Annotated in this window: 24 protein-coding genes, 1 tRNA gene, 2 pseudogenes and 1 riboswitch; of the genes and pseudogenes, 18 read left to right on the top strand and 9 right to left on the bottom strand. The window is 60.8% G+C overall.

Annotation, left to right across the window (positions count from 1 at the left end):
- Nucleotides 1-128 precede the first annotated feature (128 nt).
- Nucleotides 129-1,385, bottom strand: coding sequence for an MFS transporter (locus AOC05_RS18310; RefSeq protein WP_062010025.1), 1,257 nt, complete (start codon nt 1,383-1,385; stop codon nt 129-131).
- Between the two features lie 5 nt (nt 1,386-1,390).
- Nucleotides 1,391-1,900, bottom strand: coding sequence for a MarR family winged helix-turn-helix transcriptional regulator (locus tag AOC05_RS18305; protein ID WP_082358261.1), 510 nt, complete (start codon nt 1,898-1,900; stop codon nt 1,391-1,393).
- A gap of 191 nt (nt 1,901-2,091) precedes the next feature.
- Nucleotides 2,092-2,272: riboswitch (cyclic di-AMP (ydaO/yuaA leader) on the top strand.
- Nucleotides 2,273-2,279: 7 nt separating this feature from the next.
- Between AOC05_RS18305 and AOC05_RS18300 the strand changes: the two genes are divergently transcribed.
- On the top strand, nt 2,280-3,029 hold the full coding sequence (locus tag AOC05_RS18300) for a hypothetical protein (RefSeq protein WP_062009055.1): 750 nt from the start codon (nt 2,280-2,282) through the stop codon (nt 3,027-3,029).
- Nucleotides 3,030-3,120: 91 nt separating this feature from the next.
- Here AOC05_RS18300 and upp read toward each other — a convergent pair whose 3' ends face one another.
- Complete coding sequence (gene upp / locus AOC05_RS18295; protein ID WP_062009046.1) at nt 3,121-3,759, bottom strand: uracil phosphoribosyltransferase; 639 nt, start codon at nt 3,757-3,759, stop codon at nt 3,121-3,123.
- A 70-nt stretch (nt 3,760-3,829) separates the two neighbouring features.
- Here upp and tadA point away from each other — a divergent pair, with 70 nt between their 5' ends.
- Complete coding sequence (gene tadA / locus AOC05_RS18290; protein ID WP_062010023.1) at nt 3,830-4,276, top strand: tRNA adenosine(34) deaminase TadA; 447 nt, start codon at nt 3,830-3,832, stop codon at nt 4,274-4,276.
- An 87-nt stretch (nt 4,277-4,363) separates the two neighbouring features.
- Nucleotides 4,364-4,807, top strand: a complete 444-nt coding sequence (locus AOC05_RS18285) for a hypothetical protein (protein ID WP_154604866.1) — start codon at nt 4,364-4,366, stop codon at nt 4,805-4,807.
- A gap of 11 nt (nt 4,808-4,818) precedes the next feature.
- Here AOC05_RS18285 and AOC05_RS18280 read toward each other — a convergent pair whose 3' ends face one another.
- Entirely contained in the window at nt 4,819-5,991 is a 1,173-nt protein-coding gene (locus AOC05_RS18280; RefSeq protein ID WP_230085428.1) for a DNA glycosylase AlkZ-like family protein, read from the bottom strand.
- A 92-nt stretch (nt 5,992-6,083) separates the two neighbouring features.
- Between AOC05_RS18280 and AOC05_RS18275 the strand changes: the two genes are divergently transcribed.
- Nucleotides 6,084-6,173 (top strand) — tRNA-Ser (locus AOC05_RS18275).
- A gap of 217 nt (nt 6,174-6,390) precedes the next feature.
- On the opposite strand, the pseudogene AOC05_RS18270 reads toward AOC05_RS18275, so the two are convergent.
- Nucleotides 6,391-7,436, bottom strand: a pseudogene (locus tag AOC05_RS18270) (IS110 family transposase).
- 565 nt (nt 7,437-8,001) lie between these two features.
- Here AOC05_RS18270 and AOC05_RS18265 point away from each other — a divergent pair.
- On the top strand, nt 8,002-8,586 hold the full coding sequence (locus AOC05_RS18265) for a Helicase associated domain protein (RefSeq protein WP_062009040.1): 585 nt from the start codon (nt 8,002-8,004) through the stop codon (nt 8,584-8,586).
- Nucleotides 8,587-8,972: 386 nt separating this feature from the next.
- Here AOC05_RS18265 and AOC05_RS18260 read toward each other — a convergent pair whose 3' ends face one another.
- Nucleotides 8,973-9,374, bottom strand: a complete 402-nt coding sequence (locus AOC05_RS18260) for a hypothetical protein (protein ID WP_062009037.1) — start codon at nt 9,372-9,374, stop codon at nt 8,973-8,975.
- 403 nt (nt 9,375-9,777) lie between these two features.
- A complete protein-coding gene (locus tag AOC05_RS20295) occupies nt 9,778-9,978 on the bottom strand; it encodes a hypothetical protein (protein WP_231687149.1) in 201 nt (66 codons plus the stop codon).
- Here AOC05_RS20295 and AOC05_RS20290 point away from each other — a divergent pair.
- Nucleotides 9,970-10,275, top strand: a complete 306-nt coding sequence (locus tag AOC05_RS20290) for a SelB C-terminal domain-containing protein (protein WP_062009036.1) — start codon at nt 9,970-9,972, stop codon at nt 10,273-10,275. The two genes, AOC05_RS20295 and AOC05_RS20290, sit on opposite strands and share 9 nt — an antisense overlap.
- A 148-nt stretch (nt 10,276-10,423) precedes the next feature.
- Here AOC05_RS20290 and AOC05_RS20285 read toward each other — a convergent pair.
- A pseudogene (locus tag AOC05_RS20285) lies at nt 10,424-10,837 on the bottom strand (DUF4396 domain-containing protein).
- Nucleotides 10,838-10,980: 143 nt separating this feature from the next.
- Between AOC05_RS20285 and AOC05_RS18235 the strand changes: the two are divergent.
- The 4 genes from AOC05_RS18235 (at nt 10,981) to AOC05_RS18220 (ending at nt 14,051) form a co-directional block, all read left to right on the top strand.
- Nucleotides 10,981-11,259 (top strand): hypothetical protein, encoded by a 279-nt coding sequence (locus AOC05_RS18235; RefSeq protein WP_062009030.1) that lies wholly within the window; start codon nt 10,981-10,983, stop codon nt 11,257-11,259.
- Between the two features lie 764 nt (nt 11,260-12,023).
- Nucleotides 12,024-12,323, top strand: coding sequence for a DUF7218 family protein (locus tag AOC05_RS18230; RefSeq protein ID WP_420480373.1), 300 nt, complete (start codon nt 12,024-12,026; stop codon nt 12,321-12,323).
- A 62-nt stretch (nt 12,324-12,385) separates the two neighbouring features.
- Nucleotides 12,386-12,862: a hypothetical protein gene (locus AOC05_RS19900; RefSeq protein WP_197277855.1), complete on the top strand. Its 477-nt coding sequence runs from the start codon at nt 12,386-12,388 to the stop codon at nt 12,860-12,862.
- 82 nt (nt 12,863-12,944) lie between these two features.
- Nucleotides 12,945-14,051 carry a DNA topoisomerase IB gene (locus AOC05_RS18220; protein WP_082358258.1) on the top strand — a complete coding sequence of 369 codons (1,107 nt, stop codon included), beginning with the start codon at nt 12,945-12,947 and terminating at the stop codon, nt 14,049-14,051.
- Nucleotides 14,052-14,428: 377 nt separating this feature from the next.
- Here the strand turns inward: AOC05_RS18220 and AOC05_RS19895 are convergent, their stop codons facing one another.
- On the bottom strand, nt 14,429-14,578 hold the full coding sequence (locus tag AOC05_RS19895) for a hypothetical protein (RefSeq protein ID WP_197277854.1): 150 nt from the start codon (nt 14,576-14,578) through the stop codon (nt 14,429-14,431).
- Between the two features lie 236 nt (nt 14,579-14,814).
- Here AOC05_RS19895 and AOC05_RS18215 point away from each other — a divergent pair, with 236 nt between their 5' ends.
- The 8 genes from AOC05_RS18215 to AOC05_RS18180 all read left to right on the top strand — a co-directional run bounded on the left by AOC05_RS18215 (nt 14,815) and on the right by AOC05_RS18180 (nt 21,339).
- On the top strand, nt 14,815-15,375 hold the full coding sequence (locus tag AOC05_RS18215) for a Dps family protein (RefSeq protein ID WP_420480372.1): 561 nt from the start codon (nt 14,815-14,817) through the stop codon (nt 15,373-15,375).
- Between the two features lie 53 nt (nt 15,376-15,428).
- Nucleotides 15,429-15,698 carry a GlsB/YeaQ/YmgE family stress response membrane protein gene (locus tag AOC05_RS18210; protein WP_062009026.1) on the top strand — a complete coding sequence of 90 codons (270 nt, stop codon included), beginning with the start codon at nt 15,429-15,431 and terminating at the stop codon, nt 15,696-15,698.
- A 111-nt stretch (nt 15,699-15,809) separates the two neighbouring features.
- Complete coding sequence (locus AOC05_RS18205) at nt 15,810-16,706, top strand: glucose 1-dehydrogenase (protein ID WP_062009024.1); 897 nt, start codon at nt 15,810-15,812, stop codon at nt 16,704-16,706.
- A 116-nt stretch (nt 16,707-16,822) separates the two neighbouring features.
- Nucleotides 16,823-17,416 carry a low affinity iron permease family protein gene (locus AOC05_RS19135; protein WP_231687148.1) on the top strand — a complete coding sequence of 198 codons (594 nt, stop codon included), beginning with the start codon at nt 16,823-16,825 and terminating at the stop codon, nt 17,414-17,416.
- Between the two features lie 217 nt (nt 17,417-17,633).
- Nucleotides 17,634-18,005, top strand: a complete 372-nt coding sequence (locus AOC05_RS18195; RefSeq protein ID WP_062009022.1) for a hypothetical protein — start codon at nt 17,634-17,636, stop codon at nt 18,003-18,005.
- A gap of 105 nt (nt 18,006-18,110) precedes the next feature.
- A complete protein-coding gene (locus AOC05_RS18190) occupies nt 18,111-19,244 on the top strand; it encodes an acyl-CoA dehydrogenase family protein (protein WP_062009020.1) in 1,134 nt (377 codons plus the stop codon).
- The gene (locus AOC05_RS18185; RefSeq protein ID WP_062009018.1) at nt 19,238-20,599 is read left to right on the top strand and encodes a bifunctional PIG-L family deacetylase/class I SAM-dependent methyltransferase; all 1,362 of its coding nucleotides are present in this window, start codon (nt 19,238-19,240) and stop codon (nt 20,597-20,599) included. The genes AOC05_RS18190 and AOC05_RS18185 overlap by 7 nt, the downstream gene beginning before the upstream one ends.
- Complete coding sequence (locus AOC05_RS18180; protein ID WP_062009016.1) at nt 20,596-21,339, top strand: glycosyltransferase; 744 nt, start codon at nt 20,596-20,598, stop codon at nt 21,337-21,339. The genes AOC05_RS18185 and AOC05_RS18180 overlap by 4 nt, the downstream gene beginning before the upstream one ends.
- Nucleotides 21,340-21,628 lie beyond the last annotated feature (289 nt).

The following is a 21,628-nucleotide window of genomic DNA, read 5'->3' as shown; positions in this document are numbered from 1 at the left end:
ACGATCGGCGGCGTTCGGTTTTCTCCCAGCCTTCTACGGTAGGTCAGCAAAGGTTGCGGATCACCGGCTCCAGGTCCGCCCGCACTGTGCTGTATCAGAGCTAGCACCGACGCAAGCGGTGGCGGCGCTTATCGGTGCAGGATGCGGGCCACGGCAAATGGCCGCATGCTTTGGAACTGGTCCCGGAAGCGGATATTGTTGCGCCGGTTCATCATGACCATGGCAATCGCCGAACAGACTACAGCCACCACGGCGCCGATCCCCAGCGACCAGCGGGCTCCAAATTCGGTGGCGATCCAGCCAACCAAGGGCGCCCCAATGGGCGTGCCACCTTGCAGGACCATCATGTAAACCGCCAAGACACGTCCACGCATGGCTGAATCGGTGGTCAGCTGGACGGTGGTGTTGCAGGCGTTCAGGAATGTCAACGACGCCAGCCCCACAGGGACCAAGGCAAGGGCATAGAGCAAGAAGGTGGGCATGAACGCGGCGATGGCAACGGTTACCCCAAATGCAAAGGCCCCGCCCACGATGTAAAGCATCCGCATCCTCTTGCGCCGCGCCGCCATGAGGGCTGCCGCCAGCGTACCGACAGCCATGACGGATCCCAGAAGCCCATACTCACCGGGCCCCAGATGGAACACGGTAGTGGCCATAAGGGCATTGGTGATCTGGAAATTCATGCCAAAGGTGCCCACCATGAACACCAGAAACATGATCATCATCAGATCCGGCCGTTGGCGGATGTAGCTGAACCCTTCGCGAATCTGCCCCTTGGCCCGTGGCACCTGCACCGCAGGCTGCAATTCGCAGACACGCATGCGCCATAGCGAAATGATCACCGCCAGGAAGCTTGCCGCATTGATCAAGAAGGCCGGACCTGTCCCAAAGAAGGCAATCACCAGCCCGGCAATCCCGGGGCCTGCCAGGCGGGCCAGGTTGAAGGAGGCACTGTTAAGGGCGACGGCGTTGGGGATATCTTCTTTATCGACGACTTCTGAGACAAATGCCTGCCGTGACGGGGCGTCAAAGGCGCTGGCCACACCGAGCAAGAATGCCAGCAAATACACGTGCCACAGCTCCACCGTGTGGGTGATCACCAGCAGGCCCAGCAGCAGGGCGAAGAGCCCCATGGCGCTCTGGGTCCACAGCAACAGCTTTCTCTTGTTCACGCGGTCGCCCACCAGGCCGGCGAAGGGGCCCAGAAAGAGAATGGGCAAGAACTGCAGTCCGGTGGTGATGCCGGCGGCAGTTCCGGAATGGTTGGTCAAGATGGTCAGCACCAGCCAGTCCTGGGCCACGCGTTGCATCCAGGTGCCAATGTTGGACACCAACGCTCCGGTCACCCAGAGCCGGTAGTTGAACACCTTCAGGGCACGGAACATGGAATTCACGAGCCGCTCATCTCCGTCAGGATCAGGGCAGCCCGGTGAAGTGTGGCACGCTCTTCAGTGGTCAGGGCGGCAACGCGTTGGGCCAACCATTGCGTCCGCCGCGAGCGGGCCTGCCGGAGCACCTCGGTTCCGGCGCTGGTTATTCGCACCAACACCTGCCGTCCGTCCTGGGGGCTGGCCTCGCGGGTGACGAAGCCGGCAGCCACCAGTCCGTTGACTATGCGGGTCATCGATGGCGCCTGAATCTGCTCGCGTTCGGCGAGTTGCCCGGAGGTCCGGGCGCCGTCCACGACGCCCACTAGCACCGAATATTGTCCGGGGCTGATTTCCCGGGAAGCCCCCTCTGCCCGCACCCGGCGGGAGGTGCGCATGATCGCTACACGCAGTTCGGCGGCAAGGAGGCCCGCATCCGCAGTTCGTGTTTGGTCCGGAGTCTCCTCGCACCCGGCGAGAGGCAGTGGCGGACCATGTTCCGCCGTCGTAAATGCTGTTGAAGCCTCAGTCATCGCCTGCATCTGTCCGCTGAAAAAGTTACGTATCTCGTTTTCCTTAGCCTAGGTCATTAGCATTGCTAAGTAAATGGCTGTCCCGTCATGCCCGTTACCAAAATGTGACATACGCGGTTTCGTTGCGTAAAGTTGGGAAAGTGCCTACCGAAACACCAACGGTTCCAGGGCGCAAATGGACGGTTCGCCGAGCTCTGCCGCCGCCCATTTCCCGTTCACACTGATGGCAGAGACGGGGGACCCAATCTTTGCGGGCCTCCACCTTGGAAGTCCTTGGGGTTAAACCAAAGCGCGGGCATTTTTTTGCCCGGCGCCTGGCCGGATGCTCTCATCCGTTCCCGACAGCTCACCTCGCAGGCGTAGAGAGGTCCTGTTCACTATGCCCGATACACCTGCGCGCGGCCGCCGCCGCGCCGATTCCGCCAGCAATCCTTCCCGCCAAGATCCTTCCCGCCAAGAAGCCAAACGCCCCGGGTCCGCCAGTGCGGCCGCCTCCCACAGCAACGCCCGGCGCGTAAGTCCGGCCAAACGCATGGCAGTCGTTGCCATCGCCGGGGCACTGCTAGCCGGCGGAGGTTTGACCCAGGCTGGTGCCCACAATGCCCCCGCTGACTTCTCGGCAGCCAGCCTGACATCGACCACCGCGTCCAATGCAGCGCCGTCGGCCATTTCCGCACCGTCTGATGCGGCCATCGCATTTTCCAGCGTCCCGCTCGGCTCCAGCACCGCATCTAGCACCTCGCCCACTGTCAAGAGCCAGGCCGACGCCGTCACTGCGGTGGGGAGCCCCACGGCAGCGCCCGCCGCAGCCGTAGTTGCCGACAACCCGGCCGCCGCGAAAGCCTACGCCGCCACAACTTTGAGCGCCCGCGGCTGGGGCGCAGAGCAAATGAGCTGCCTGACCCAGCTGTGGGAACGCGAATCCAGCTGGCTCACGTCGGCGGAAAATCCCTCCAGCGGCGCCTACGGGATTGCCCAATCACTGCCAGCGAGCAAGATGGAAAGCGTCGGCGCGGACTGGGCCACCAACTACCAAACCCAGATCGCGTGGGGATTGACGTACATCGCGGGGCGCTACGGCACCCCGTGCGGCGCGTGGGGACACTCGAACGCCGTCGGCTGGTACTAAGCCCGCTTTTAACGCCAGAACGGGGCCAACCCGCGAGAACGGTGGGTAATATACCCGTTCTCGCGGGTTGGCCCCGTTCTCGTCACAAGGGTCAGTCCACCACGCCGTACAGGCGGTCGCCGGCGTCGCCTAGACCCGGCACGATGTAAGAGTTTTCGTCCAGGCCCTCGTCAATGGAGGCCAGCACAATATGAACGTTGTCGCGGTCGCCGTGGGCGGCTTCAAGTTTGGCCAGGCCCTCGGGGGCGGCCAGTAGGCAGATGCAGGTGATGTCCGCGGCGCCGCGGTCAAAGAGGAACTTGAAGGCTTCGATCAGGGTGGCGCCGGTGGCCAGCATGGGATCCAGGACGTAGACCTGGCGCCCTGTCAGGTCCTCGGGGAGGCGTTCAGCATAGGTGATGGCCTCGAGGGTTTCCTCGTTGCGGGCCATACCCAGGAAGCCTACCTCGGCGGTGGGCAACAGCCGGGTCATACCCTCGAGCATGCCCAGGCCGGCACGCAGGATCGGCACCACCAGGGGTGTGGGCTTGCACAACCCGGTGCCAATCGTGGAGGTCACGGGGGTCTCAATTTTCACGGGTTGAACCCGAACTTCACGGGTTGCCTCATAGGCCAGCAAAGTGACAAGTTCTTCGGTCAACTGCCGGAAAATGGGGGACGGAGTGTTCTTGTCCCGCAGAACGGTCAACTTGTGGGCAATCAGCGGATGATCCGCAACCAGTACGCGCATAGATAAAAGCTACCATTGAGCCGTGCCCTCCACCGCGAATTTCAACCCAATCGAGACCACCACCACGGCTATGCACGCCCAGTGGATGGGCTTGGCCCTCTCTGAAGCCCGCCGCGCCCTCCTCACGGGGGACGTGCCGATCGGTGCCGTGGTCATAGGGAACGACGGCGAAGTCCTCGGTTTGGGGCGCAACGAACGTGAAGCACATGGAGACCCCACGGCGCATGCCGAGGTGGTGGCCATCCGCGAGGCGGCCAAGAAGCTGGGCTCTTGGCGTCTTGCAGGTTGCACCCTGGTGGTGACCCTGGAACCGTGCACCATGTGTGCCGGGGCCATTGTGCTGGCACGTGTGCCGCGCGTCGTCTTTGGGGCCTGGGATGAGAAGGCCGGAGCAGCGGGGTCGGTTTTTGACGTGCTGCGCGAACGCCGCCTCAACCACTGGGTGGAGGTCTTCCCCGGCGTCCGGGAGGAGGAATGCGCTGCACTGTTGAGGGACTTCTTCAGCGGACACCGCTAGCGAGCCCTGGTAACGCGCACCGCCTTGGTAAAGTCTGCTCCGGAGCCCGGAAACCGGGTGGACAACTATTTTCTGCGAGGGTGGACTGTGACATCATGGCGTGATTCCGTGTCCGAGGCGGCACAGGAAGACTTGGAAGGCTTGCTGAACATGGCGCTGCCGTTCGCGCACCAGTGTCTGGCCAAGTACGGCGAGTTCGTCCCGTTTGCCGCCGCCATCGGCACCGACGGCAAGCCTGCTTTCATCATGGCCGAACCCCGCGAGGAGGATGCCTCGGGGTCGAGCGAGATCATCGCCGACTGCTACCACGGCCTCTCCAAGCGCCACGACGAACTCAGGGCCGCCATCGTGGTTTCAAACATCTCACTTCCGAACCAGGGCACCGACGCCATCCACCTGGCGGCCGAGCACGTCGAAGGCGTGTCGCTGAGCATCGTGCAACCGTATTTGCTGGCCGGGGAAGCCCCCCAACCCGGGGAGATGAGTGTTTCACTTGGTGAACAGATTGTGTGGCGCAAAGCGGGGGCGTAGCTAGCTGACTGTCAGGCGGCGTTGATGGCGTCGATGCGTTTTTGCCTGCTCGACGGCGAGTCCAAGCTGAAGCTGCGGAAGTCGCCCAGGTCATCGCGAATGAACGCCTCCACCTCCTTGATCCGGTGCATCACCGCCGTGGTGGGTTCATTGAAGAGCCAGTGCGCGATCCGTTTGTTACCAGGATCGTACTGCCACAAGCCGATGATGAGGCCGCGGTCCACGATGGGATGGTCGGGAAGATCGGCCTGGAGTGCCAGTTTCTGGGTGAGCAGCTGACGGTCCTGATCATCCTGCGCAAAGTGGCTGGCGGCGTTGCGCCTGAGCAGGAAGAGCGCATCGGTGCCGGCGAGCAGCTGGATCTTCTCCTCCCGCGGCGCCGTATAGTTTTCCCTCTCGTCGGTGTCTGCGGGCAGCAGCCACAGCCCGTCAACTTCCACGGCCTGGGCTGCTGCGAGCGCTGCCTTGGTTTGCGCCACGGTAAAGGCTGTGAACCACTGGGTTTGCTTGAGTGTGGCCCCGCCCGTCCAGCCCAGATACCGTTCCATCAAGGTGGCGCGGGCTTGTTCTGTGGTTTCCGGCGCGGGCTCCAGCCCCCAGAAGGTGTAAGCGTAGCGTTGCTGGTCCAGCCGGCCGTTTAGCGGGACGCGCCGGATGCGCCCGCCGGCCTGGAGCATCCCCAGCACGGTGGGCAGGGTGGTGGAGGCCCCCTTCTTCTTGCCTTCCTCGCCCAAACTGCGGACGGCGTCGCCAAGGCTGTCCCTGAGCTGCTTCGGGTCCAGGGCGCCGGTGCCGTTGCTGGCGGCATCCTGGAGTAATGCCAGGGTCTTCGCGGCAAGCTCGTCGATTTCCCGACGGTCCACGCCGAGTTTGTCCAGGATCTTCACCGAAGCGTCGGCCGCCGCCCGCCCCAGAGTCAGAGCCCAGGCGAAGTCGTCAGCCCCGAGGACGTAGGTGCAGCCGCGCGCCGTCGGAAGTTCGTGGATGCGCACTGCGGCGACGTCGGCGTCGGCCACATCCCTGCGGATCCCCGCCCGGGAGAAGAGTGTCAGGTAGGGGTTTGCGCCGCCCACGGACCGGGCCCACCCTGCCTTGGTGAATATTTCGGCGCTGGTGCTCCCCTCCAGCGATCCGTCCAGGCCTTGTTTGTGCCAGCTCCAGGCACGTTGCGTTGGAGTGTCCATGTGCTTATCTTGCACCATGGATCGGACATATTAGGTGGGATGGAAACCGCCATTTTTGCTCCAGCGCTCTAAGCCGGTATTGTTGACGCGTTGGTGACGTGTCCGAGCGGCCGAAGGTGCAACACTCGAAATGTTGTTCAGGTGAGAGCCTGACGTGGGTTCAAATCCCACCGTCACCGCCAATGAAAACCCCCGGTTTACCGGGGGTTTTCGTCATTTCTGGGATGTTGTGGTGCACTTATGGTGCAGACTTTGAAAGCATCATAGTCAAGTTCCACACAATGTCCCCGTGCTGCATTCACATTTCATCTTGTTGCCAAGCCTCGACACGGAACGAGGGCAGACTAAACCGTCCCGGGTTTGATACCGCTGTCTTTTTTGACCCTTTTATGGATTAAATCAAGCCCCAAGTGCTTCGAGTTGCCTAAAAATTGATCGGGCGAGGAACCGTTTCAAGCATCTTTTGATTTCTCGGTAGCTCAGTCCCTCTGCGGTTCGTCGCTCGACGTAGGCCTTGGTTTTCTCATCGAATCTCATACGGTTCTTGGCAATGATGTCCAAGGCCATGTTCAGTTGCCTGTCGCCTCCGAGGTTAAGTCTGTACCGTTTGGTGTTCCCGGAGGATGCTTGGAGTGGTGAAGTGACGGCTAGGGCTGCGAAGGCAGCTTCAGAGCGAACCCGGCCCTGGTGTGAATACGCGGCCAAGATGATCCCGACGGTCACCGGACCCATACCAAATTGATCCTGCAATCCCGGCGCCATTTTCTCATCAAGGTCAACCAACTCAGCCTCGATTTCTTTGAGCCTTGCCTTGCTGGTCTTGATGGATTTTGCCAGGTCGATAGCCTCGGCCCGGGCGACCCGCTGGTCTTTGTTGTCATGCTCGCGTGTGCGCCACTCACTGATTTCCTTGAGCTGGGCGTCGGTCAACGCATGGCGGGCATCAACCCCTAAGTCGACTAATTGCACCAGGGCATTCAAGGCATTGCGGTTTGCGGTGCGCTGATGATCGATACGGCGCCGTGCAGCCAAAAGCACGCTGATCGCAGCACGTTCTCCGTCACAACGGGGATGAAGCAGCAACTCTGTCTCTTGTCCCAGAACACTCCTAGCTGCAGCAAATGCGTCGATCGGATCGGATTTTCCGACCCCATGACGTGCCTTCTTCCTTGGCGGCTTCACCTCCACTACGCGCACTCCCTCAACAATGAGCGCACGGCGAATAGAAGACCCGTAGGAGTTGGTTCCCTCAATGGATGCCAAGATCTCCCCGGAGGTATTCCTGCGGATCCAGGCGATGGCACGGTTCATCCCGGGTTTGGTGACGGGGAATGTTTCACACCGATTTTGGCTCCAGTGTTGGTGTTGATGACGGCGTACGTGTGGATACGCGAGTGCGTGTCGATACCGATGACGTAATCGTATTGTTCTGCCACAAGGGCCATGATGGTGATCCTGCTTTCCAGTCGTTGCCGCTATTTGGTGGCATCGCATCTGGTGTTCAAGTCTTGTCCGGCAGATCTCTAATGAGACACGCACCATCGCTGGTGTGGTCAACCTTTTATCAAGCCAAGGCAAGGGGCCAGGCTGATGCCACTGCCATTCAATGGACGAGTCAAAAATAGGACAGATGAATTCGTCGCCAGAGAAAGATCGAGTCACGTCGAGAAGCAGTGGCACCTATCCTGACAGTGGGCACCAGGCCTACCAAGAATCATTAGAGAATTTCCGGGCAGATCTTCCCCAGACCCCAACTTGACCTTCCCACAAGCTATGCCAAAAATCTTGGGACCATCTGCGCACGGATCCAATTTTTGGTACACAGAAGGCCATGACTGTTCGCGCGCCAACATCCCCAAACACGTAGCTCGACTTCTTTGCCACCCCGGTCGGCAGACGAAATAAGGGTGGCCGAGTCTTGATGTGCGCTCTGGTCCACCTGATGCTCTGTGGGCTAGTGTCTCAGACATGGGAGGGTGGGAAACGTCCAGGCACCCCGAATGGGACCTGATGTACGAAGCTGGCCTGACCGTGCGTGAAATAGCCGACCGGTGCCACCACAAACGCAGCACTGTTCATCGACACCTTCAAGTTCGAGAAGGCTACCAACCCGGACTCCGTGACCGGCATAACGCATCGTTTGTATCCAGAGACCCCGATCGCCCCACCACAACATGGCGCCGGCGCCTCAAGGACGTCACTGCCTTCCATGCCGAACACAACCGGCCCCCAGCCTGCACCGGCGACAAAAAAGAAGAATCCCTCCACGCCTGGCTCAACGCGCAACGACTCGCCTACCGAATCGGTGCCCTGTCTACACCCAAAAAGGTCCTGCTGGACAGCCTGCCCGGGTGGAGCATTGAAACCCGACAACAACAACTAGACCAGCAATGGCACACACGTCTCGCCCAGCTCAAGGAGTACGTCGCTGCCACGGGCCAACTCCCTCGGTACAAGCGGTTCCAGACCGAGCTCGAACATACCCTCGGCGTCTGGCTACACGTCCAACATCAAAGACGGGCCGAGAAGACACTGCGCCAGTGGAGACTTGAAGCCTTGGACGCTGCCCTTCCTGGTTGGCGCAGCCGTAACTGAATCAATAGTTGCACCGGTTAGAGACTCAATGATTGTCAACATTTCGTCCCATCAAAGGAACCATTAATGGGACACCCACTAGCCGCTCCCCAGCACCGGCAGTCCACGCCTATGGATCGTTGCAATAAATGGCGGTATTCTCACACCGATATTTGGCGCAGGTGCACCCAACCAGCCGTCAAGAACGGCTGGTTGGGGACAATGCCTTGCATCCGGTGGGGTGGGAGACGATGCTGGGCCCAGAACTGCGGCACCGAGCCATCACAGGGCACCGCCACGAACTGCTGAACTCCACACGTCCAAACTTTTTTGAAAGGATGGGCCGGCTTTGGTATCAGTTGTCGGGGACTGTCTTTAACGGTCGATTGGTGCGGCTGCAGTTTTTATCAGGCCGGGTGCTTTTCCCGCTTGCGGGACTGCTGCATCTGATGCACACCCGCTGTCAGGATTTCTCTGACCAAATCGCTGGAATTGATTTGGCGCTCGGCAGCAAGGTCCTTGAGCTGCTGCTTGAGATCTTCAGTGACGCGGAGGTTCAGATGAGGCGAGTGCTTTCCGGGCTTGGCGTCAGGGTCCAGGTTGGGGCGCCCGCCAATCAGACGGTCCAGCTCGGCCGGATCCATGCCAGCTTCCAGAAGAATGGACCGCCCGTGTGCGGCAGCTTCTGATCCACGGCGCACTATGCCAGAGGGCTTTGCCTGGGGCAACCCATTTTCGGCCCAGTCTGCCATCTGCTGGTAGCGGGCTTCCTCTTCGGCGTTCAGTTCCGAAGCATCTTTCTTAGTCATTGTTTTTCATCCTTTCTAGGATCTTCGGACGAGCTTCCATCACGTGGAAGATAAACACGTCCCGCGGCGGGGCGATCTCCACCATGACTTCCAAGAGCGGCCCACCAAGCTGACGAGGCGGACCCATGAACAAAGTTGGTTTACCCCGACCAGGCACCCGGGGATCGCTGAAATTAGCTTCGGAATACAGCTCATTGGCAATGGCGTGCAGGCATCCTCATGAGGTACGCCATGCTTATCTGCCGATGCCGCGAACTTGATTGCCATACTCTATATGGTACTCCATAACCTTATGGAATACAAAAGCTTATGGAACACCGATAACCTAGATAATGTCAGCTAAGAGGTTCCCGTCGCCTGGCCGCGAACTAAAAACTCTGCAGACCCGGCAAGCGCATGATCCCTAGACGCCGGACTGTCTCAAGGAGCGGCGCGGGACCTGCTCAAACTCCCCGATGACAAGCTTCCTACCGCCGTCGTCCGCGGTGCAGGACTGGAACAACAGGGAGGCCACATCCGTCTCGCCGGGAGTACACACCTCCTTGGTCCCGCCGGGCCAGCGATCACCGAGTTGGAACGCAGGCTTACCGAGGACGTGTTCCATGCCCCCGATGCCGACGAACTGGCTTCCCTGGGCTTAGGCACGCGTGAACTGGCCGCTGCCGAGCGCACCGGGCGGTTGCTGCGGCTGCATGACGGGATCGTTCTCCTGCCCACAGCGCCGGCCTTAGCAATGCGCACGCTGACCCGTCTGGAGCAGCCCTTCACCACAAGTCAGGCACAACAAGCGCTCAACACAACAAGACGTATCGTGGTTCCCCTGCTTGAATACCTTGACTCCCGCGTATGGACACGACGTTTGGATGCCAACCACCGTGTCGTGGTGGGGCAAAATCACTGAGCTGAGCGGGAAGCCTTCGTCACAGAACTGATGCCCACTCACCAAGGGAAACTCCGCTACCACGTACCCGGTGGGCTTTGTCGTGGAGTGGAGCGGATTCCGTTTCTGACGGGGGCGTGCGGGTGCCGACTGGTCGGGCGGATCGGGGCTACATCCGTTCCTTGATGCCGCTGCGCACGAGGGCCAAGTTCGTGGGGTAGTCCGTGACGAAACCTGCGACCATCGCGAATTGCATCGTGAACCAGAACACCGATGAGTTCGCCTCGGGTATTTGGCCGAGCCAGGGTCGATAGATCCCGAACATGGCCAGTGCCATAAATCCGTACATTCCGACCTACCAGGAGATGAGGGAGAGGGCATCGGCCCTGACCGCAGCCCACAGCCCCGTTCGCAGACCCAGGTTCCGCATCGGGGCGATCGCGAAGTATTGGAAGGCCACGCCGATGACGAATGCGAAAACGAAGTCGATAATCCATACCGCAAACATCCGCTCTCTGAAGAAGCCGGGGAAGCCGAGCGGGACGAGAACGGCCGGGGCGAGGAAGGCGAGGGTCTCGGCCACCAGGTCGCCCAGGGTGCACCCTGAACCGCAGTGCAACGCGCCTTTGGCCACCGCGATCGGCAGGGGAGTGCCTTCCCGCCGTTCTGTATGGTGACGGGAAACGGACCCAACATCTCCTCCATCGGTTCACCGCAATGGAGGAAATGGTCACCGAATCGCAGGACCCCCGGGACGGTGGCCTGTTCCGGCAGCAGGGCGGCGACCTGCGCGACGGTCGCGTCATGGGCGTAGAAACACTCGCAGGCAGCACAGGAATACTCAATGGAAACAAAATCTGGCATTGCAGGACTCGTGGACTCGATCGCCTCGATTACCAAGTCATCGGCGCTGCCACACACCGTGCACACCAGAGGCGGGGCGTCATCATTGCCGCCACCGGAACGATCACCAGCTGGCCACCTGCTCATGAAAACTCCCGGTGAAGAACCAAAAAGGCGGGACCCTCGTATCGACCGTCCACCACACAAAAAGCTCAATCCCCGGCCTGCCGGCACGACCAGCACCCCGCGAACGCCACTGCTCGACATCACCACAGACCTGCTGTCGAGCAAAAGAGTACTCCCGACCTACCCCACCGTCCATCACACCACGAGGGAGCACCCGTTACGCTTATAGGTACCCCGCTAGACGGTGTGTGTGCGTCCGCGCAGGTCCAATGTCACTTATCGCGCCGGTTCGGCTTGGGACGGCCTTATATCGGGATCGAGCCATCCCCACTAGAGATTCCGTGGTGACCAATGCCCGGCTACTTCAAGGGGAGCGGCCGCGGCAGCGGGGCCGCCAGAGCAGCCACGAGTAGCCGCCCGGAGGGGATGACCCAGCCGAATCTCAAGGCCTCAATCAACTCCTCCCCTCAGATGGCGGTTGAGGAAGTCTCGGCTTGTCCTCGGCGAGTCCCCAGGGCCGTCAGGAAGACCACGGCATTGCGGCATTCGGAACTGCCTCATTGCGTACCCGTCCTCACCGGGTGCCCAAAGGTCGTTTTGGATGCCTTGTGCCCCCTGCCGGGTTTGACGCCGGGACCATGCACGGTAAGCGTGGCGGCAAACGTTGGCAGTCGGTTTCGCTCGTCCCCAGTGTTCGCCCGTGTGGTGTTTGGATCTCCGGGGTTTCTACACGTCCTTGCATCGGCAGGAGACTGGCTTTAGCGTTGAAATTCACCAGACATGATCTAAAGGGTGTGGGGATGTCGATAGAGTGGCAAATACGGATAGGTGAAGTGCCATTGAAGAAGAGTCCGAGTCTGAAAGGTCCAGGATTGTATGAAGACTTGCGCGGCGACGGGGCTTCAAAGGAAAAAGCGGCCAGGATCTCCAATGCCGCCGCCAAGAAGGGGCGTTCGGCCCTGGCGCGCAAGGGAGGCAAGGCCGGCTCCTATGAGGAATGGACGGTCGCCGAGTTGACAGCGAAGGCGAAGGAAATCGGTCTGAAGGGATACTCCTGCAAGCGCAAACAGGAACTGATTGACGCGCTCCGCAACTCCTAGTCCACCGTTACGCCGTCAATCAGATATTCCCCAACCCAATATCTCCCTATTGAGAGGTTGAAATGACAGAATCACATGCTGAACCAGTGGAGATTTCCGTCCGGATGCGCTCTGGTGAATGGACCCCAGAGAGCCTGGTCGAACTGACAGCGTCCTACCAGCGCAAGTTGTTCGAGATGGGTGCCCCGGAATCAGAAGTACTGACCGAAGTCGACACGTCTGAGGACGGTTCCGCCAGTGTGCGCGTGAGCTGGCTGCACCAAGGCGCCCACACCTTCGCCACCCTGAACCAAGTCGAATCGCCGGAGGCAGAACACCCCCGCGGGGACGGAGAGAACATACCGCCGGGGGCTGTCACCGCCGACTCGAAGGGACTGGGCGCAGTGTTCGGTGATGCCGAACGTTCGGCAATCGATGCTCCACCCACGGAACGTGCAGCCGAAGCGGAGAAGAACCAACAAACACCGAACGCCATCATTTACACCAGCCCCGAAGGCGAAACGTATGTCGAGGAAGTCCCCCAAGAACCGGCTGATTAGGCATACCCATCGTCAGTCATCGGCGACGGCTCACCCGCACGGCGGATGGCCGCGCTTGCAATTAATCTAGGAAGGAATGCCCGTGGCCGAACCCTTACGCCGGATTGAGCCTGGAACCGGCGGCATCACCCGGCGGGTGGCCGGGCGCGGATTCACATATATCTCCGCCAATGGCCGGCGCATCCGCTCCGAAACGCTGCTGGAGCGCATTCACCAGCTGGCCGTCCCGCCGGCCTGGAGCAATGTCTGGATCGCTTCCCAGCCCAACGCCCACATTCAGGCCACCGGCGTCGACGCGGCCGGGAGGACGCAGTACCTTTATCATCCAAGATGGCGAGAAATCCGGGACAGCGAGAAGTTCATCCGCTCTTTGGCCTTTGCCCAACGGCTACCAACTATCCGCCGTGCCGTCACACGTGACCTGCAACGGACCACGGATGGCCGCCGCCGGGCGTTGGCCGCTGGCGTCCGGCTTATCGATAGGGCCGGGCTGCGCGTGGGAGGGGCTGCGTACGCCATGGAAAACGGTTCTTTTGGCGCCACCACACTGCAGCGGCGTCATGTCACCGCAGAGGCCGATCTCATACACTTGGTGTTCCGCGGCAAATCGGCCGGAGATTGGGACATGCGGTTGAAAGACAAGCTATTGTCCGAATACATGGCGTCCATACCCCGCACCCCGCCATCGGGACCCGCGATCTGCTATGCGATCACCGCGGGACGACGCAAGGACTGGAAACCGGTCTCGGACACAGACATCAACTCCTACCTAGGTGAGATCGCCGGGCACGGCTTCACCGCCAAGGACTTCCGCACGTGGCAGGGCACTGTTGTTGCAGCGTGTTCCCTATCCCGCTCATCCCGTTCTGGCGCTTCCTCTCCGCAAGCCATGACGGCCGCAGTTCGCGACGCCGCGGAATGGCTCCACAACACACCCACGGTCGCCCGCGAATCTTACATCAATCCAAGGGTGCTAGCCCTCTTCGAACAAGGCATCGTCGCCGACCTGGCACGGAACAGGGACAGCGCTGTATATGCACTGCTTACAGCCGCCCACGATCCGAAAAGAAGACCACCACATTCCACAGCACTCCCCCGGAATCACACCGACGTCCCAGCCCGGTCCGACCCACATCACCACGACAAACCAAACCTGAAAGCCTACCTTCCCACCGCGAACCCTAACTGATTGGAAGGCTGAGCGGAAAGTGGCTGCTGGAGTGCCGGAGATTCATACAACCGTCTCATTTCAAAGTGCCGCCCCGGTTTGTCCAGGGTGCGGTAATTCCCTTCTCGGTGGCGGCCCGGGAGAAATCGCCAATTAACAGGTCAACGCAGGGCGGGCGTGCCATCATTCAGCGTGAATGATGGCACGCCCATCGTTTTGGATAAACTATTTGTTACAAATAGCCGCATTCGGCGCAAGCATCAATTAGGGGTCACGTTCAACGACCCATTCGCTTATCACTTTGGAATATACAAACAATTCATTGGTATTTATAGGTTGGTGTTGTTTCCATCATTCTGGTGGCTGTTGCGGCCGCCCTCAACTTTGGCGTCGTGCGACTAGGCTTGCGCGCCTTCCTTGCCGGCCTGGGACGGGTCGGCGGCGTTTTCACTTCCGAAACTCCCGCTGCTGGTCTGGCCGCCCTTGCGTGCTTGTTCTTCGGTGTCATTGCGGTTTCCGAACTGTCCAGGGTTGTTCTCATCTGCCATGATGGTTCTCCTTGTGGATCGTTTCGCCCCGCCGTGGCGGGCTGACGTTGTCCAATGTAGCGAACGCTCAAAATGTTTGCAACCGCGTGGAAGGCTACGGTATAAAGGCTACGGTGTTGCAATATGGCCATGAAGGAAAGATCGCCGAGGCAACATAGCCGGCACCGGTTATTGGCGTCTTCGTTCCGTCGAGTGTTGAACGTCAATTGTCGAATGTATGTAAGGAGTTGATTTTTGTGGTTGCAAAGAATAATTCAAAGGCAAAGTTCACTGTTCCGGGCATGCCGCTCAAAGATGGTCATAAGGTGGGAGCGTTGCTGCAAAATCGCCTGCACGCCCTCAATGATCTCCAGCTCACCCTCAAGCACGCACACTGGAACGTGGTTGGTCGGGATTTCATCGGTGTCCACGAGATGCTGGATCCGCAGATCGAGCTCGTTCGAACAATGATTGATGAAACAGCGGAGCGCATGGCCACCTTGGGTGTCGCCCCGAACGGTCTCTGCGGGGCCATGGTGCAGGCGCGTAGCTGGGAGGATTATCCCGTCGGCCGGGCTGACACGGCCGAGCATCTCTCCGCCCTGGATGCCGTCTACGACGGACTGATCTCCAGCCACCGCGAGGCGATATCCACTGCCGGTGAGCTGGACCCGATCACCGAGGACATGCTTATCGGCCACGCCGCCAAGCTTGAACTCTTTCAATGGTTCATGCGGGCCCACCTGGAAAACAACACGGGTACTCTCCGTCACGAAGTAAAGCCCGCCTCACCAACCGGTTCGGACACAGCCAAGTAGGCGCCTAGGTGGAAGCCGCTACAACACAACCCTCATATTTCTAAGGAGTCGTCATGGGTTTCATTGGTTGGATCATCTTGGGCCTGATCGTCGGGGCCATCGTCAAGGCAGTCATGCCAGGCAGGGTTGGCGGCGGTTGGGTCACCAGCCTGATTCTGGGCGTGGTCGGGGCGATTGTCGGGGGGTGGATCGGCGACCTGCTCTTTGGTGGGGGAACCATGGAATTTTGGAACCTCGGTTCATGGATCCTGGCGATCGTGGGCGGTTTGGTCGTGGCAGGAATCTATGGGGCCATCACCGGCCGGAACAAAACCAACGCTTGATCCTCTTCAAGAAGCAGCACCGGTTATAGGATTAAAGGCTTGGACGTACGGTCCGGACTCCTTTCCAGGGGAGTCCGGACCTTCATGGCAATCACCTCAAAGGAGAACATCATGAGCGAGGACCAATACACTTTCCAGAACCCAGTGAGTCGCTTTCCCAGTATCAGCCCCCCGAAACAGGACCAGGCCGAACCAGGACTGGATCGGGACTTGGAACCCCAAACTGACCGAGGTGAGGACAGCTATCGCGGCACCGGTCGACTCACAGGACGCAAGGCCCTGATCACCGGCGCGGACTCCGGTATCGGCGCGGCCGTCGCGATTGCCTTCGCCCGAGAAGGTGCCGACGTGGCACTTTCGTACCTGCCGGAGGAAGAGCCTGACGCCCAAAAGGTGGCCGGAATCATCCGCGACGCCGGACAAAAGGCTGCGCTCCTGCCCGGAGACATCTCCGAACCGGCTCGGGCTCGCGATCTTGTCGCCCACGCCGTGGAACAGCTTGGGGGCCTGGACATTGTCGTTAACAACGCCGGCAAGCAAATCGCCGTTGAGGCGTTGGAGGACCTAAGCGATGAACAGTTCGCTGACACGTTCGCCACGAACGTGTTCGCGATGTTTTGGATCACGAAAGCCGCCCTCCCCCATCTGAAACCCGGATCGACCATTATCAACACCACCTCGATCCAGGCCTATAACCCTTCCCCCACGCTGATTGACTATGCCTCGACGAAGGCTGCCATCAACGCATTTACCAAGGGACTCGCGCAACAACTGGCACCGCGGGGCATTCGTGTGAACGCCGTCGCGCCGGGTCCGATCTGGACCCCTCTGCAAGTCAGCGATGGCCAACTCAAGGAGGCTCTGCCCGAATTTGGCAAGGACACACCCTTGGGCCGTGCCGGGCAGCCAACCGAACTCGCCCCGGCCTACGTTTTCCTCGCCTCCGCCGAATCCAGCTACGTTGCCGGGGAGACACTGAACGTCAACGGCGGCAGCCCCACACCCTAAACAACGCCAACCCAGTGACGCCCAGGTCCTGGCCCACCGCACCCTTCTGCACGTCAGGGGGTGGCGGGCCAAGACGTCGTTGCCAGCATCGGCCCCCTCCCGGAAAGACCCAGAGATTGAGCAGACGCGTCCGCAAGGATTCCTTCAGTAAGTTCACGACCCTCATCGCCGCCATGCTGGGGCGTCCCATCGTGTTCCTGTGCGCCGTACTGGCCCTGTTCCTGTGGGCCGTCAGCGGACCTGTTCTGGGCTTTTCGGACACGTGGCAGCTGATCATCAATGCAGCCACCACCATCGTGACGTTTCTGATGGTCTTCATCATCCAAAACACACAGAACCGGGACAACCTGGCCATCAACCTGAAATTGGAGGCGTTGATGCTGGAACTTAAAATTTCCAATTCCAAGCTCTACGGCGCCGAGGACCATGGCGAGAAGGACCTGCTGTACGAACGAAAAATCGTTCAAGCCCAAACCGAAAACCAAAATCAACGGGAAGGGCCACCCGGCGGCGGGGACGCAATCACCGTCTCCCCTCTAGCGGTATGGTCGCAAGCGTTTAAGTTGGAGAGTCAAGTAGGTAGGAGTGTCAAGCTGGTTCGGTCGTGTCTGCCCTGCGTGGGGTTGCACGTGGCGGCGGGTGTCCAAATTGGGCTACGTGGCAACAGGACGCCGCTGTTAGCAAGTAGCTGGTCACAGGGCTTACTGTAATTTCGATAGTGTGGCGGCGCTGGCCCTGACGGTTCTGTCGCCAAGCCCCGAGCTAAACAGCAGTCTGCGTACCCGCACTCGACCAGTACGCCCGCTCACTCTGCGTGGCTCATTCCCGAATCTCGCGAGCGTGGTTAGAGTGAGTTTGAGAAACCACCCATTACGTTGTAGATCCGCGATACCAAGGCACGGATGACGTGCAGGCAAGGAGTTACCGATGAAAACGAAGTTGGCTTTCTCAGCTGGATTGGCTGTGGGGTATGTTCTCGGCACCCGTGTCGGGCGCCGCGGCTATGAGAGCCTGAAAAAGAACGCTCGCGCCTTTTGGCGGATGGACGCAGTCCAGGACACGGTCCAAACCGTGGAAAAATCCGTCAAGGAGGAATCCGAAAAAATGGGATCACGTCTCTTTGGTGGGTCGACCGGGGATGCGAATGAGGATAGCCCAGCGATCCACCCAGCCTCTGAATCGGTTGCCGGTGTGCATCGCACGCTCGAAGACGTGGATTCAGACCCTGCGTTGAACGATGCCGTGGGCCAGGACTGGGCGGATGAAGGCGGCGCGCTGCCTTCTGGTCCTGCGAGCTGACCCATCTGGCTCTTGCTCCGCAACGGGGCCAAGCAGCACCCGGATAACGCCGCTGGCAAAACAACGGCAATGCGCCGTTTTCACTAACTGACCTAGGGAGGTCCTATGACCCCGGCAATGCACGAGCCCACGGCTCCGACCACCGCGACCTCGGGGCTCCCGTCCCGCCGGGGGGTGTACCTGGGTACCAGAGACGGGATCACGGATCTGGACGGCACTGATTTCCTGGACGGGCTCCATGATGCCGCCCGTGATTGTGGCGGCAGGGTTCCGGCGATCCTCGGCCTTGCACGGGAGCTCGGTCCGCAACTACCCTTCCCCGGGAGGGGAAGGACACTGGGGCTCTGGCAGGCGTTGGCTACCTTGGGGGCGGCGGATCTCACGGCAGCACGGATCATCGAACCACATGTGGATGCGGTGGCCATTCTTCACCAAGCCGGGCGGAGTGACATCCAAACGGGAGACTCCACCTGGGGTGTCTTCGCGGCCCAGGGACCGGGAGAGCAGCTGCTGGCAACTGAAACAGACCGGGGCTGGCGGCTCAACGGACCCAAGCCATGGTGTTCCTTGGCGGAGGATCTCAGCCACGCCCTCGTGACGGCACGGGCCGAGGACGGCATGAGGTTGTTCGCGATCGAACTTAGCCATCCGGGCATCTCCACTATGGGACGGGCATGGACGGCGTTGGGGCTGCCCTCTGTGCCCAGTCGAGGCCTGTCCCTGGTGGATGTCCCGGCCATAGCCGTCGGTAGCCCTGAATGGTACGTCCAAAGGCCCGGCTTCTCGTGGGGCGGCATAGGGGTGGCAGCCATCTGGCACGGCGCCGCAACAGCCTTGGCCAGGCGCGTGTATCGGCATTGCCTTTCACGCGAACCCGACCAAATCGCCCTCTGGCACCTTGGGACGCTCGACCAGGCACTCTGGTCCTCAAGAGTGGCTTTTGAGGCCGCAGCAGCCACCGTCGACCGACAATCGGCCGACTCGTTGGAACATGGCGGGGGCGACGCGCCCGCACTTACGGCGGCACGCCTCAGGGCCGCTGTCGTTTCCGCCTCCGAGACCATCCTTACCGTCTCAGCACACGGCATGGGGCCCGAACCGCTGGCCTTCGAACCAGAACATGCCCAGCGTGTGGCGGATTTGGAACTCTATCTGCGCCAAGACCACGCGGAGCGCTCCCTCTCTGCCCAGGGCCGTTCGGTGTTCACCACAGCGGGCGGCGGTGAACCTCCATGGTGACTTTTACCCACGACCAGGAAGCCACCCCCGAAGCGGATTGGCTGGAAAGCCCGCGTGTTTCTGCCATGGCCGAACTGGGAATTGACTGGGACACGGTGGAGAAACTGATAGTGGTCGCCGCGCACCCCGACGACGAAACGCTCGGTGCTGCCGGGCTCCTACAACGGGCGGCGGACCACGGCGTGAGCGTTGAGGTGCTGGTGGCCACCATGGGAGAGAAATCCCATCCCCGATCCACGACGCACACACCGGAACATTTGGCGGCACTTCGCACCATCGAACTCCAAAAGGCACTGGCTGTGCTCACCCCAGGGGTTAACTGCCGAACCCTTCGCCTGCCTGACGGCGGACTCAGCGAACACACCCGGGATCTGGAGCACGAAATTGCCACCGCCGCGACGCCCGGCGGAGCGGCAACGTTGATTGTGGCTCCATGGTCCGCCGACGGCCACACGGACCACGACGCTGCAGGGGCCGCGGCTACCAACGCCGCAGCACTCACCGGCAGCCTGCTGCTGGAATATCCTATCTGGATGTGGCATTGGGGCTCCCCGGCACACCCCAACGTTCCCTGGCCGGCACTGCGAAAATTTGGCCTGACGCCGAAAGAACATGCACTGAAGGCTGCTGCGATGTCCAGCCACACCAGCCAAATCGCACCCCTGTCCGACAACGCTGGGGACGAAACCCTCCTCTCCCCGGCGTTGTTGGCACACTTCGGCCGCAGTTTTGAAACCTTCATCGACATGGCCGGCAAGTTCACACCGTCGGGTCCCAGGTACCCTGCATGGTTGGGCACCCAGTTTGACGCTGTCCATGCCGACGGCGCCGAACCATGGGACCCGCAATCTTGGTACGAAACACGGAAGCGGTCGCTGCTGCTGGCAGCACTTCCCCGCACCCTCTACCAGTCGACGCTGGAATTGGGCTGCTCCACCGGAGCCTTGACGGCCGAATTGGCACCCCGCAGCCGACAGATCACCGGCGTCGACGCCAGCGCAGAGGCGGCGGCCAGCGCTAAGCTGCGCCTGGCCACCATCGAGCATGCCCACATCCTTCACTCGACATTGCCACAAGAATGGCCCCCTGGGCGCTTCGATCTATTCGTCCTCTCTGAAACCGGTTACTACTTCACCGCAGAAGAACTCTCAGAGGTTGTTGGAAAGATGGCTGCTTCCGCATTGCCCGACACCTGTGTCGCGGCCTGCCACTGGCGCCATCCCATAGCCGGATGGCCTCTAGGGGGCGACGACGTCCACAGAATCCTCCGCAACGATGCCCGGCTGAAGCTGTTGGCCGCCTACACCGAAGAAGACTTCCTACTCGAGATGTTTTGCTTCCGGGACGCCCCGTGAGCCCCGTCATTGGCGAGATCGCCGTCGTCGTACCCTCCAGAAACGAGGCCCAACTGTTGCCCCGGGCACTTGGGGCCCTCCATGACGCCATGGCACGACTAGCCGAAGCAGTGCCGGACGTGCGCACCACCCTCACGTTCGTTCTGGACAGCACAAGCGATCATTCCGCACAAATACTGAACAGAGACCCGCAAGTGCACGTCATGAGCACCAACACTGGGCGGGTGGGCGGTGCTCGTAATGCCGGGATCGCCGCTGCGATGGCCATGGCCAGTGTGGAACCTAGCAGGCTGTGGATAGCGAACACCGATGCTGACAGCGCCGTCCCCGAGGACTGGCTCACATGCCACCATGCCTTTGCCACCAGCGGTGCCCAGATGCTCCTCGGCACGGTCGAACCCATGCCCGGTGAACTATCAGGCACACGCCTGGCACAGTGGCGCAATTGCCACCAACTCGGTGAAGGACACCCCCACATCCATGGAGCCAACCTGGGCCTACGGGCCGACGTGTTCACCAAGCTCGGTGGTTTCCCAGACCTTGCCGTGGGTGAAGACCGCGCCTTGGTGGCACAAGCCCGTGCGGGCGGCTTCCACGTCCTCGCCACCGACACATGCCGCGTTGGCACCTCCGCCCGCTTGCAAAGCCGCATCGAAGGGGGGTTCGCCGGTTTTTTGTCTACATTGGACAGGACCGGCCAATACGCTGACCCCACGGCGCCATCATCCCCAGTGAGCTGAACCAGTCACATTGCATAAAGCCGTGGCGGGCACGCCAGCAGGCAAACAGCTTCCCAGCCAAGCAGAACAACCAGGCCACGGCCCAGACACTTCGGACAAGGTCCCGGCCATGGCAGTCCCGAACCGTGGGAGTCGAGAACGGTGCCCTGTCCGAGCACAGTCCGGGCGCTTGGGAACGAGGGCGGTGATGGATTTTAGGTCCCGACGCACCCGCCGGGCCCCACTGACGCCTTAAGACACAGCGCCTGCCAGGGGTTGGGTTGACGGCCCGACCCCTGGCAAGGCTGCG

It is taken from the genome of Arthrobacter alpinus, assembly GCF_001294625.1.
Taxonomy (GTDB): Bacteria; Actinomycetota; Actinomycetes; order Actinomycetales; family Micrococcaceae; genus Specibacter; species Specibacter alpinus_A.
The sequence above is the reverse complement of the archived record's forward strand: the minus strand, read 5'-3'. Positions and strand labels throughout refer to the sequence as shown.

Coding starts and splice junctions, on each gene's coding strand:
- AOC05_RS18230 (WP_420480373.1), top strand. CDS start 12,024: ATGTCGATAGAGTGGCAAATACGGATAGGTGAAGTGCCATTGAAGAAG.
- AOC05_RS18305 (WP_082358261.1), bottom strand. CDS start 1,900: ATGACTGAGGCTTCAACAGCATTTACGACGGCGGAACATGGTCCGCCA.
- AOC05_RS19900 (WP_197277855.1), top strand. CDS start 12,386: ATGACAGAATCACATGCTGAACCAGTGGAGATTTCCGTCCGGATGCGC.
- AOC05_RS18260 (WP_062009037.1), bottom strand. CDS start 9,374: ATGACTAAGAAAGATGCTTCGGAACTGAACGCCGAAGAGGAAGCCCGC.
- AOC05_RS18190 (WP_062009020.1), top strand. CDS start 18,111: ATGACCCCGGCAATGCACGAGCCCACGGCTCCGACCACCGCGACCTCG.
- AOC05_RS19895 (WP_197277854.1), bottom strand. CDS start 14,578: ATGGCAGATGAGAACAACCCTGGACAGTTCGGAAACCGCAATGACACC.
- AOC05_RS18265 (WP_062009040.1), top strand. CDS start 8,002: ATGTACGAAGCTGGCCTGACCGTGCGTGAAATAGCCGACCGGTGCCAC.
- AOC05_RS18205 (WP_062009024.1), top strand. CDS start 15,810: ATGAGCGAGGACCAATACACTTTCCAGAACCCAGTGAGTCGCTTTCCC.
- AOC05_RS18185 (WP_062009018.1), top strand. CDS start 19,238: ATGGTGACTTTTACCCACGACCAGGAAGCCACCCCCGAAGCGGATTGG.
- AOC05_RS20295 (WP_231687149.1), bottom strand. CDS start 9,978: ATGGAACACGTCCTCGGTAAGCCTGCGTTCCAACTCGGTGATCGCTGG.
- upp (WP_062009046.1), bottom strand. CDS start 3,759: ATGCGCGTACTGGTTGCGGATCATCCGCTGATTGCCCACAAGTTGACC.
- AOC05_RS18310 (WP_062010025.1), bottom strand. CDS start 1,385: ATGTTCCGTGCCCTGAAGGTGTTCAACTACCGGCTCTGGGTGACCGGA.
- tadA (WP_062010023.1), top strand. CDS start 3,830: ATGCACGCCCAGTGGATGGGCTTGGCCCTCTCTGAAGCCCGCCGCGCC.
- AOC05_RS18210 (WP_062009026.1), top strand. CDS start 15,429: ATGGGTTTCATTGGTTGGATCATCTTGGGCCTGATCGTCGGGGCCATC.
- AOC05_RS18195 (WP_062009022.1), top strand. CDS start 17,634: ATGAAAACGAAGTTGGCTTTCTCAGCTGGATTGGCTGTGGGGTATGTT.
- AOC05_RS18280 (WP_230085428.1), bottom strand. CDS start 5,991: ATGGACACTCCAACGCAACGTGCCTGGAGCTGGCACAAACAAGGCCTG.
- AOC05_RS18300 (WP_062009055.1), top strand. CDS start 2,280: ATGCCCGATACACCTGCGCGCGGCCGCCGCCGCGCCGATTCCGCCAGC.
- AOC05_RS18235 (WP_062009030.1), top strand. CDS start 10,981: ATGGTCACCGAATCGCAGGACCCCCGGGACGGTGGCCTGTTCCGGCAG.